At 67.1% G+C, this 11,108-nt stretch carries 7 protein-coding genes and 1 pseudogene; 7 read left to right on the top strand and 1 reads right to left on the bottom strand.

The genetic code is table 11. The features are described from left to right. Nucleotides 1-157: 157 nt before the first annotated feature. On the top strand, nt 158-838 hold the full coding sequence (locus BRAS3809_RS18840; RefSeq protein WP_009031474.1) for a response regulator transcription factor: 681 nt from the start codon (nt 158-160) through the stop codon (nt 836-838). 10 nt (nt 839-848) lie between these two features. Here the strand turns inward: BRAS3809_RS18840 and BRAS3809_RS18835 are convergent, their stop codons facing one another. Continuing rightward, entirely contained in the window at nt 849-2,693 is a 1,845-nt protein-coding gene (locus BRAS3809_RS18835; RefSeq protein WP_008963657.1) for a GAF domain-containing protein, read from the bottom strand. A gap of 316 nt (nt 2,694-3,009) precedes the next feature. Here BRAS3809_RS18835 and pufB point away from each other — a divergent pair, with 316 nt between their 5' ends. The 6 genes and pseudogenes from pufB to BRAS3809_RS18805 all read left to right on the top strand — a co-directional run bounded on the left by pufB (nt 3,010) and on the right by BRAS3809_RS18805 (nt 10,294). Next, entirely contained in the window at nt 3,010-3,165 is a 156-nt protein-coding gene (pufB, locus tag BRAS3809_RS18830) for a light-harvesting antenna LH1, beta subunit (RefSeq protein ID WP_008963656.1), read from the top strand. A 10-nt stretch (nt 3,166-3,175) separates the two neighbouring features. Continuing rightward, nucleotides 3,176-3,352, top strand: a pseudogene (locus tag BRAS3809_RS37385) (light-harvesting protein); the annotation flags it as partial. Between the two features lie 338 nt (nt 3,353-3,690). Then, on the top strand, nt 3,691-5,154 hold the full coding sequence (locus tag BRAS3809_RS18820) for a PucC family protein (protein WP_035656864.1): 1,464 nt from the start codon (nt 3,691-3,693) through the stop codon (nt 5,152-5,154). Next, the gene (locus tag BRAS3809_RS18815; protein ID WP_008963653.1) at nt 5,151-5,738 is read left to right on the top strand and encodes a hypothetical protein; all 588 of its coding nucleotides are present in this window, start codon (nt 5,151-5,153) and stop codon (nt 5,736-5,738) included. Before BRAS3809_RS18820 ends, BRAS3809_RS18815 begins: the two co-directional genes overlap by 4 nt. A 138-nt stretch (nt 5,739-5,876) precedes the next feature. Further along, nucleotides 5,877-7,337, top strand: a complete 1,461-nt coding sequence (locus BRAS3809_RS18810) for an ATP-binding protein (RefSeq protein WP_008963652.1) — start codon at nt 5,877-5,879, stop codon at nt 7,335-7,337. Then, nucleotides 7,334-10,294 (top strand): bifunctional [glutamine synthetase] adenylyltransferase/[glutamine synthetase]-adenylyl-L-tyrosine phosphorylase, encoded by a 2,961-nt coding sequence (locus tag BRAS3809_RS18805; protein WP_008963651.1) that lies wholly within the window; start codon nt 7,334-7,336, stop codon nt 10,292-10,294. Before BRAS3809_RS18810 ends, BRAS3809_RS18805 begins: the two co-directional genes overlap by 4 nt. The last annotated feature ends 814 nt before the right edge of the window (nt 10,295-11,108 follow it).

The following is an 11,108-nucleotide window of genomic DNA, read 5'->3' as shown; positions in this document are numbered from 1 at the left end:
CCCCCCTCCGTCGGAAGGAACTCGGGCGGTGAGGTCCCCCAGCCTCACCGCCCACTTTCCTGTTGATCAACCCCGGGCTCGAGGCCGCCTTGCACGGAAACGGCGGCCGGGCCATGTAGATGGACATCCAACCGTGACCGCCGCCCCCGTTTCCGCAATGCGCCTCCTGATCATCGAAGACGACCGCGAGTCCGCCGACTATCTGGTCAAGGCGTTCCGCGAGGTTGGCCATGTCGCCGATCTCGCCGGCGATGGCGAGGAGGGGCTCGCGATGGCCGAGAGCGGGGATTACGACGTGCTGGTGGTCGACCGCATGCTGCCCAAGCGCGACGGCCTGTCGCTGATCGGCGCGCTGCGCGACAAGGGCAACCGCACCCCCGTGTTGATCCTGTCCGCGCTCGGCCAGGTCGACGACCGCATCAAGGGCCTGCGTGCCGGCGGCGACGACTATCTGCCGAAACCCTACGCCTTTGCCGAGCTGCTCGCCCGGGTCGAGGTGCTGTCGCGCCGCCATGGCGGGCCGGCCGAGGAGACGACCTACAAGGTCGGCGACCTCGAGCTCGACCGGCTGTCGCATCGCGTCGCGCGCGGCAAGGACGAGTTGACCCTGCAGCCGCGCGAGTTCCGCCTGCTCGAATATCTGATGAAGCATGCCGGGCAGGTGGTCACGCGCACCATGCTGCTGGAGAACGTCTGGGATTATCATTTCGATCCGCAGACCAACGTGATCGACGTCCACATCTCGCGGCTGCGCTCCAAGATCGACAAGGGGTTCGACCGCCCGCTGCTCCACACCATCCGCGGCGCCGGGTACATGATCCGCGATGGGCTGCGCTAGGCGGCGAACGTCATGGCGCGTTCAGCCAGCCCTTGGCGATGGCGTAGTTGATGAGCTCGACCCGGCTGTGGAAGCCGAGCTTGGTCATGCAGCGCTTCTTGTAGGTCTCGACACTCTTGACCCCGATCTTCAGCCGCAGCGCGATCGTCTTGGCGCTGTGGCCGGCCGCGGTCAGCCGCGCGACCTCGACCTCGCGCAGGCTGAGCTCGACGGCGGAGGTCGCGTCGGCCCGGATCGGACCCTGCCGCGCCGCCGCGCGCTCCCGCGCCAACTGGTCGACACGCTTCAGCACGACCTCGAGCAGCGCCACGCGGAGCCGCTGCGCGGCCTCGATCTCGGCCTCCAGCCATGGCGAAGCGTGCAGCCGCACCAGCTCCTGCCACATCGCGAAGCTGGTTCGCGGCGTCAGCATCTGATGTTCGGACCCGCCCTTGACGGGTCGCCCGGCCCAATTGATGGTCCTGACCAGTTCGGGCCGGAACCAGAGCAGATAGTCGCGGGGAGTCTTGGAGCCCGACAAGGCCAGCATTCCGCTCGCGACGGCGGCGAAGCGTTCCGCGCGCGGATAGAGCAGCGGCAGCTGGTCGGTCTGAAACACGTCATCCTCCATGGTCGCGTTGAGCCAACCGACGATGGCCTCGGTCTCGTCGCGATCCGGCGTGGCGCCGATGTTGGAGAAGTGGCCGTCGATCCACAGGCCGACGCCGCCGGCGGGAATGAGGTCGAGCAGGTTGGGCCGATGCCGGATCAGCCCGGCTGCGAGCTCGGACTCCTGGCTCAGGCGACCGAGCAGCTCATCATGGACATCCGCGCTGCGCGTCTGGATCGCAAGGCTCTCCGCGGCGAGCCGCGCCTCCAGCTGCGACGACACCATCTCGGCGAACAGCTCGCAGGCCTCGCGCAGAGCCTGCGGCAGATAGCGCGGTTCGCGATGATGGCACGCGATCAGGCCCCACAGCCGGCCCCGAATGATGATCGACATCGACATCGACGCCACCACGCCCATGTTGGCGAGATACTGGCGATGGATCGGCGACACGCTGCGCAACGTGCTCTGGCCGAGATCGAGCGCCGCGGGCGAGGGCGCTCCGGGGAGGGACAGGATCGGCGCCGGGTCGTAGCGCGCATCCGGGATCGCGCGAATCCAGCTGGAGCGGTAGAGCTCGCGCGCCTGTTTCGGGATATCGGAAGCCGGATAATGCAGGCCGAGAAACGCGTCCACGCCGGAGCCCGCCGCCTCGGCGATGACGGTCCCGCTGCCATCATCCAGGAAGCGATAGACCATCACCCGGTCGAAGCCGGTCAGGCGGCTGACTTCGTCGACGACGGACTGGTAGAACGCCGGCATGGCGTCGGACTGCTGGATGCGGCGGAGCATGCTCCTGACGGCCGCGAGCGGATTGTCGGGCGGCGGCTCACGGCGGGGCTCGATCTCGACCACCAGCAGCGCGCCACTGCGAAAGGCTGTCACGTCGGCGCTGGTCGGAGCCAGCGAACCGGCTGCGCTGCTGAAGGCATGCACCGCGCGAGGCGGGCCCCCGCCGGAGGCCAATGCTTGCAGCTGCCGGATCTGGTCCGCCGAAAACAGCGTCGCGAGGTCCTCGCCCAGCAGCGCCTGCGCCGGCCTGCGCAAAAGACCGGTCGTGTCGCCACCGGCATGCGTGATTTGCGGTCGGTCCGGCTCGAACGCCAGCAATGCTCCGTGCGGTTGGACCGCCCCCGGCAGGTGGATCAGCTCGCGGTCGCAAGGCGTCAGGTCCGTCCCATCGGCGCTGCCGGCGGAGGCCGTGCTCTCCAAGATCGGATCGATGGCTTGCGTCACCACGCCCTCGCTGAACGGCCGACCGTCACTCATCGCGCGACTGGGGGCTCATCAGGCCCCTGGTTGTCCGGGATGATCCTGACAGCTGTCGACGTCCATTATAATTGACATTAACGCATGTAAATCAGATTTTACGCGCGGCGGTTCCCTGTCCGGATCCCGGGTGGAAGCACCGCCAATCTGGACAACAAACGCTGCTCATGCGGGCCGGCGGTGGCACCGTCGTGCGCGGATTGAACCGGTTGCCTAAGTCCAGGTGCGAGCCATGCGCTCGCATGGGTGAAATTGCGGCCCGACGCGGGGGCAGCACGAGACCAACCATGAGGACGACAACATAGGAGGTGACCTGATGCCGGATGATCCCAACAGAGTTTGGCCGACGGGACTGACGATCCCGGAATCGGAGGAGCTGCACAAGCATGTCATCGACGGCGCACGCGTGTTCTTCGTGATCGCATGTGTCGCGCACTTGCTGGCGTACATCTATTCGCCCTGGCTGCATTGAGGGGGCCGCCATGAACCAAGGTCGTATCTGGTGCGTGGTCCATCCCACCGTCGGTTTGCCGCTGTTTCTCGGCAGCGTCGCGCTCACCTCGCTGTGCGTCCACTACACGATCCTGTCGCACACCACCTGGATGGGAGCCTACTGGGAAGGCGGTAAGTCCAAGAAGGCGGCTCTCGAAGAGTCGGTGTCGCCGGTGGCCCTGAATACGCAGGCCGTGCCGGGCTACGTCATTTCGGTCGCTCCTGCGGCTGGTGACAGCACCCGGCTGGGCTCGTCCTTCATGGTCACGATCGCGCCTGCTCCTGCGCAAGCCCAAGCTGCTGCCGACGCCGCCGTGCCGCAGGCGCCGGACCGGGTTTCGCTCGCGACACTCGCGCCGCTCGATGCCAAATAGCCGTTCGTGAGAACGGAAGGCGTCGAACTGAAAAGGTCCGGGATCTGCGGATCCCGGCCACCTTCATGGTCACGACGAAGGCTGGCGCGCTGCTGAACGATGGTGCGCATGCTCGGATGATTTCAGTGATGATGAACCGTGTCAGTCAGAATTTGATGAGAAGCTGGATCGGGCTGGGATCGCGCTTCCTGCCGTTTGCAGATGCCGCGACCCCCGATCTGCCGCTGTCCCGGCTGCTCCGGTTGTCGCTGTTTCAAGTCTCGGTGGGCATGTCGCTGGTGCTGCTGATCGGTACGCTCAATCGCGTGATGATCGTCGAGCTTGGTGTGCCGGCATCGCTGGTCGGGATCATGCTGTCGCTGCCGCTGATCTTCGCTCCGTTCCGCGCCGTGATCGGATTCCGCTCCGACACGCACCGCTCCGAGCTCGGCTGGAAGCGTGTGCCCTTCATCTACAAGGGGACGATGCTGCAGTTCGGCGGCCTCTCCATCATGCCATTCGCGCTGCTGGTGCTGTCGGGCGGCGGTCAGGCTGCCAGTGCCCCGGCTTGGATCGGGCAGGTCGGCGCCGCCCTGTCGTTTCTGCTGGTGGGGATCGGGTTGCATACCACTCAGACCGTCGGCCTCGCGCTCGCGACAGATCTCGCCCCGGTCGAATCGCAGCCGAAGGTGGTGGGGCTGATGTATGTGATGCTGCTTTTCGGCACCATCACCAGTGCGCTGTTGTTCGGCATCCTGCTTGCGGATTTCAGCCCGGCGCGCCTCGTCCAGGTCATTCAGGGGGCGGCCGTCGCCACCATCGTGCTCAATGCGGTCGCGCTGTGGAAGATGGAGGCGCGCGGCCGCTCGACCGCGACGGTCCGGCGGCAGCCGACCTTCCAGGAATCCTGGGACAGCTATGTCAGCGGCGGCCAGGCCATGCGTCGCCTGTTGACCGTCGGCCTTGGCACGATGGCCTTCAGCATGGAGGACGTCCTGCTCGAACCCTATGGCGGGCAGATCCTGCACCTGACAGTGGGCGACACCACCAAGCTCACCGCAGCTCTTGCGATCGGCGGTCTGTGCGGGTTTGGTCTGGCGTCGCGCATTCTGAGCCGCGGCTTCGATCCGTTTCGCATGGCCGGCAACGGCGTGCTGATCGGGATTCCGGCGTTTCTCGCGGTCATTGCGGCTGCGCCATTTTCTTCCGCGCCGCTGTTTGCTGTCGGCACGTTCCTGATCGGCTTCGGCGCGGGTCTCTTCGGCCACGGAACGCTCACCGCCACGATGAACCTGGCTCCGCAACACCAGACCGGCCTTGCGCTCGGCGCATGGGGGGCGGTTCAGGCTTCTGCCGCGGGCGCAGCCATCGCGCTGGGCGGGATCCTTCGTGATCTGGTCGCAAGCGCCGCGCCACAAAACGCGCTTGGTGCCGCTGCTGGATACATGTCGGTCTACACGCTCGAAATCGTCATGCTGATCGCGACGCTGTTGACCATGGCTCATCTCGTTCGCCCCGGTGCGGTCGGGCTTTCGTCGGACCGGAGCGCCGGGCCGAGCAGCATGCGGCCTGATGGCGGAAACGTCCGCACTCCCTCACAATGGAAAAAGCCATGAGCCAGACGATCTGCCGGATGTACGCAAACCCCGCCCAGGCCGCGAGCGCGAAGGCGGCGCTCGAGCACGAGGGCTACGACGACGTCCATCTCGTATCGAGCGACAGCGCGGGCGAATCGATCGACGACATCGTCGCAGCCATCACCCGGGTATTTGTTCTGAAGTCTCACGCCCGTGTCTACGCGGAAGGGATCAGCCGTGGCGGATCGCTGGTGACCGTGCATGCGCCATTCACGGGCGGTCTCCGGGCCATGCAGATCCTCGCCGGTTTCGGGCCGATCGACTCGGGGATTACCGAACCCGAGAGCCACGTCATGCCGTGGGACGAGGCGACGCCGATGTCGTGCATCCTGCAGATTCCGGTGCTGCTCGACAATCCGACTCCGTTCGCCCACTTCTGGAACGTGCCGACGCTTTCGAGCAGCACGTTCTCGCTCTCTGCTCTGTTCGGCATGCCGCTCTTGAGGCAATTCGGTCCGGCGATTTCCTCGTTCGGCATGCCGCTGCTCAGCCGCGATCCGGCTCCATTGTCGTCGCTGCTGCGTCTGCCGACACTGACCGGATCGAGCTCCGCACGGCGGTGAATACCGCTTTGGGGCCTCCGACCCGCCGTTGAAGCACGACGGATGCCCGTTCATGAACGCTTTGTCACTTCTGGGTAGCCTGTCCGTTTGGTAGGTTCTGCGGGCGGCCGGCAGATGGAGCGTTTTGAGGGCAGGTTGGTGGCGGCTTTCGGTAAGCTGATAAGAACGACGGCGTTCCGGCTCACGCTGGTGTATCTGCTGTTGTTCGCGCTGTTCGCCGCCTCGCTGCTCGGCTATTTCGCCTGGAACACCCGCCGCCTGATCACCGAGCAGATCTCGACCACGGTCAGCTCGGAGATCGGCGAGATGACCGACATCTTCTCCCGCTGGGGCCTGCGCGGCATCGTCGGCGCAATCGAGAGCCGCGCGCTGCGGCCCGGAGCCAATCTCTACCTCATCACCACGCCCACCGGGCAGATGATCGCCGGCAATGTCGGTTCGCTGGCTCCGGGGGTCATGGGCTCGTCCGGCTGGTCGGAGACATTCTATCGCCGGCTCGACGATTCGAGCGAGCAGAACCACCGCGCGCTGGTCTATGTCACGCAGCTGTCGAGCGGCTTTCGCTTGTTGATCGGCCGCGATCTCGAGGAGCGGCGGCGGCTGTTCGGCATCGTCGCGAAGGCGGCGCAATGGTCGGTGCTGGTGGTGGTCGTGCTCGGCATCGGCGGCGGCATCTTCGTCGCGCGGCGCGTGCTGTATCGGATCGATGCCATGACCGGCACGACGCGGCGGATCATGGCCGGCGATCTCTCCGGTCGTTTGCCGGTCGGACGCAGCGGCGACGAACTCGACCGGCTGGCGGAAAATCTCAATGCGATGCTGGAGCGCATCGAGGCGCTGATGACCGGCCTCAAGGAAGTGTCCGACAACATCGCGCATGACCTGAAGACGCCGCTGACGCGGCTGCGCAACCGCGCCGAGGAGGCGCTGGCGAAGTCGCGCTCGGAGGAGGAATATCGCGGCGCGCTGGAGCGCACGATCGAGGAGTCGGATGGCCTGATCCGCACCTTCAATGCGCTCCTGATGATCGCGCGGGCGGAGTCCGGGCAGGCACGCGGCGACATGGTCGAGTTCGATGCGGCCGAGGTCGCCGGCGGCATTCATGAGCTCTACGAGCCGCTCGCCGAGGACAACGACATGACCTTGCGCGTCAATGCGGCGGCGGCGCCGGTGCATGGCAATCGCGAGCTGATCAGCCAGGCGCTGGCCAATCTGGTCGAGAACGCGATCAAATACGGCAAGCCGGCGGCGCTGCCGCTCGACACGGCGGCCGCGGCTGCCAGCCGCGAGATCCTGATCGAAGCGCGGCGCGAGGGCGGCCAGGTGCTGCTCAGCGTCACCGATCATGGCGAGGGCATCCCCGAGACGGAACGCAAGCACGCGGTGGAACGCTTCGTGCGGCTGGAGGCGTCGCGCACCTTGCCGGGTTCCGGCCTCGGCCTCAGCCTCGCTTCCGCGGTGGCGACATTGCACGGCGGCGAACTCAGGCTCGGCGACGCCAGACCCGGGCTGATCGCAACCCTCGTGCTGCCGGCCGGCGCGGGTGTGCCCGCGAAGCTTGCGGCGCCGACGCAGGATGTGCCACAGAAGGCTGCATGACCTCCTCCGCGCCGGGAAACGCGGACGGGCAGAGCAGTCTGGCCGGGCGTTTCGTTGCCGGCCCGCATGTCCGTGCGCCCGATACAGCCGAACACCGTCTGCAGGACTGGCTCGCCGAGCTCGAGCCATCGCTCGCCGCATCGCTCCGCGCGCGGCTCGCCGGCGGCTGGCCGCGGACGATCCTTCTGGGCATCGCCGAATCCTCCCCCTATCTGTTCGATCTCATCCGCGCCGATGGCCGGCGGCTGGACGTTCTCCTGCGCTGCGAGCCGCAGACGCATCTCTCCGAGCTGATCGCCCGCACCGCCCGCGAGGTGGTGGCCGCCGGCAGCGAGGCGGAGGTGATGAGCCTGCTGCGGCGGCTCAAATCCGAGGCGGCGCTGCTGATCGCGCTGTGCGATATCGGCGGCGTCTGGCCGGTCATGCAGGTCACGGCGGCGCTGACCGATGTTGCGGTGTCCTCGGTGCAGATGGCGCTGCGCCATCTGCTGCGCCAGGAGGCCGCGCGCGGCCGCCTTTCGCCCGCCGATCCCGAGCAGCCGGAGCGGGGCTGCGGGCTGTTCGTGCTCGCGATGGGCAAGATGGGCGCGGGCGAACTGAACTATTCCAGCGACATCGACCTCATCGTGTTCTTCGATCCGGACTCCACGACGCTCGTGCGCGATATCGAGCCGCAGCCGTTCTTCGTCCGCGTCACCCAAGCGATGGCGCGACTGCTGCAGAGCCGCACCGCCGACGGCTACGTGTTCCGCGTCGACCTGCGGCTGCGCCCTGATCCGGCCTCGACGCAGGTGGCGATGTCGACCGAAGCGGCGCTGCACTACTACGAACGCGAGGGCCGCACCTGGGAACGCGCCGCGATGATCAAGGCCCGTATCTGTGCCGGCGACCTCGTCGCCGGCGAGGCGATGCTGGCCGAGCTGTCGCCGTTCGTCTGGCGCAAGCATCTCGACTTCCAGGCGCTGACCGACGTCCACGACATGAAGCGGCAGATGCAGGTCTACCGCGGCCATAGCGAGATCGCGGTCGAGGGCCACAACGTCAAGGTCGGCCGCGGCGGCATTCGCGAGATCGAGTTCTTCGCCCAGACCCAGCAGCTGATCGCCGGCGGCCGCCACCCCGAGCTGCGCGTGCGTCCGACCCTGCAGGCGCTCGAGGTGCTGACCGCGAGCAACTGGATCACCGCGCAGGCCCGCGACGAGCTCACCACCGCCTACGAGTTCCTGCGCCGCGTCGAGCATCGCCTGCAGATGATGGCCGACGAGCAGATCCACAGCCTGCCGGACGACATCGAGGGCGTGTCTCGTTTCGCGTGCTTCTTCGGCTATGACAGCCGCGAGCGCTTCGCCGGCGATCTGCTGTTCCACCTCAACGTCGTGCAGGGACACTACGCGCGGCTGTTCGAAGGCGATCCGACCGGCACGGTCAGCCTGCCGGCGGTGAATTACGGCGCCGGCCCGGACGACCCGCGCCTGCTCGAACATCTCGTCGCGCTCGGCTTCCGTGATCCGGTCATGGTCGCCAGGACCCTGCAGCAATGGCTTGCCGGCGACTACCGCGTGTTCCGCGCCGAGGCGACGCGGGCGAGCTTCACCGAGTTCCTGCCGGCGCTGATCGACGGTCTCGCCCATGCCGACGAACCCGACCGCGCCGTCACCGCCTTCGACCGCTTCCTGCAGGCGCTGCAGCTCGGCGGGCGGCTGATCACCTTGCTCGGCCAGAACCGCGACCTCGTCGCGCTGGTCGCGCTGGTGCTCGGCGCGGCCCCGCGGCTCGGCGACATGCTGGCGCGGCAGCCGCGGCTGATGGACGGCCTGATCGATCCGCGCTTCTTCGGGGCGATTCCCGACAAGCGCGAGCTGTCGACGCGACTCGCGGCGACCTTGCAGGACGCCGGCACCTATGAGGAGTTCCTCGATCGCCTCCGGCTGTTCGGCCAGGAGAGCCTGTTCCTGATCGGCACGCGCATCCTCTCCGGCACCGTGTCGGCGCAGCAGGCGGGCACGGCCTTTGCCGACGTCGCCGAAGGCATCGTGCACACCGTGCACGATCTGGTCACCGAGCGCTTCGCCGCCCAGCATGGCCGCATCAAGGGCCAGGAGACCGCGATCATCGCGATGGGCCGGCTGGGGGCGCGCGAGATGACCGCCTCGTCGGATCTCGACCTGATCCTGCTCTACGACTTCGACGCCGACGCGCCCGATTCCGATGGCGAGCGCGCGCTGCAGGGCGCGCATTATTTCGCCCGCTTCACCCAGCGCCTGATCTCCGCCTTCACCTCGCGCACCAATTACGGCGTGCTCTATGACATCGACATGCGGCTGCGCCCGTCGGGCCGCGCCGGCCCGCTCGCCTCGCACATCGACTCCTTCGCGCACTATCAGGAGCAGGAGGCGTGGACCTGGGAGCACATGGCGCTGACCCGCGCGCGCGTGATCTCGGCCTCGCCTGCCTTCCGCGCCCGCATCGAGGCGATCATCCAGACCGCGCTGCGCCGCAGCCGCGACGCCCAGGCCATCGCCCGCGACGTCGCCGACATGCGCCGCGCGATCGCCGCCGAGAAGGGCGAAACGGACCTCTGGGACCTCAAGCACGCCGCCGGCGGCATGGTCGACATCGATTTCGTCGCGCAATATCTGCAGCTCGTCCACGCCGCGACCAAGCCCGAGATCCTCGACGTCAGCTCGCTCACGGTGCTCGACAATGCCGAGCGTCTCGGCGTGCTGCCGCGTGCGGAAACCGTGATCCTGCGCCAGGCGGCGCGGCTCTATCATGACCTCACCCAGATCCTGCGGCTGTGCGTCAGCGACAAGTTCAAGCCCGACCAGGCCGGCGACGACCTGCTGCGGGTGATGGCGCGTGCGGGCGACGCGCCCGACTTCTCGGCGCTGGAGGCGCGCGTGCGCGAGACCCAGAGCGAGGTGCGGCGGGTGTTCACGGCGCTGCTCGAGGCGTGAAGGCCGCCGCGACATGCGCCGTCAAGCGCATGGCCGCAAGCCATGGCTATCCTCTTCAACCGGTCAAACAGCAGGGCACGTGACGACGTGTCCGCGGCGCGATCGCGCCCGGAGGATGTGGACGGCGTCCGCCCTCTCACGATGATGAGGGCGCAGGGAATGCCGGGTGAAGGCCTCACCCATGGCCCGCCTGCAACAAAGAAAGCAGGCGGCAGTCACCACAGGTGCAGCCGATTCGACCCGGCATTCCCTGCGCGATGGTTTAACGCTTATACGCGATCTCCCCGGCGCCCGGCTTGTTGGCCACCGTGACGCGACAATGCGCTTGCGCGCATTGCGCGGGAGACACCAGCTTCGGGGTGTCAGGACCACGCGACTTCACGTTCCGCAAACGCCTCATTCGTCCGCACCACCAGGGCGCGCTGATGCGCTCACGTCCACCGCATTGCCGGCCCAACGTCTCGTGACGACGCGTACGCCCCTCATCCGGACCGGAACGGAGACACAATAGCCATGATTTGCTGATTTTCGGAAGCAATTTATTTTGGCGCGGGGCTCTTGAAACGAGCGATGTATCTGAGAGCTATGACGAAATGAGCGTTTCGGCGCAGAACGCGCCGGCATGCAAGCGAAGCCGAGCAACGCTTTGCTCCGCCTCAGCGAGGGTAGGGCGGATGAGCGCAGCGTCATCCGCCGGTGTGGAGAGACGGCGGGTTACGCCTTGCGGCTCATACTGCTGCGTCAGAAACAGTGCCAGTTAGCCGTCGTCATTCCGGGGCGCCCGCAGGGCGAGCCCGGAAGCCATAGCCTAAGG

Origin of the sequence: Bradyrhizobium sp. STM 3809 (assembly GCF_000239795.1) — a bacterium.
Lineage (GTDB): Bacteria > Pseudomonadota > Alphaproteobacteria > Rhizobiales > Xanthobacteraceae > Bradyrhizobium.
Note: the sequence above shows the minus strand (reverse complement) of the source record. Positions and strands in the feature narration are given on the sequence as shown.

Coding starts and splice junctions, on each gene's coding strand:
- BRAS3809_RS18815 (WP_008963653.1), top strand. CDS start 5,151: ATGAGCCAGACGATCTGCCGGATGTACGCAAACCCCGCCCAGGCCGCG.
- BRAS3809_RS18840 (WP_009031474.1), top strand. CDS start 158: ATGCGCCTCCTGATCATCGAAGACGACCGCGAGTCCGCCGACTATCTG.
- BRAS3809_RS18835 (WP_008963657.1), bottom strand. CDS start 2,693: ATGAGTGACGGTCGGCCGTTCAGCGAGGGCGTGGTGACGCAAGCCATC.
- pufB (WP_008963656.1), top strand. CDS start 3,010: ATGCCGGATGATCCCAACAGAGTTTGGCCGACGGGACTGACGATCCCG.
- BRAS3809_RS18805 (WP_008963651.1), top strand. CDS start 7,334: ATGACCTCCTCCGCGCCGGGAAACGCGGACGGGCAGAGCAGTCTGGCC.
- BRAS3809_RS18820 (WP_035656864.1), top strand. CDS start 3,691: ATGAACCGTGTCAGTCAGAATTTGATGAGAAGCTGGATCGGGCTGGGA.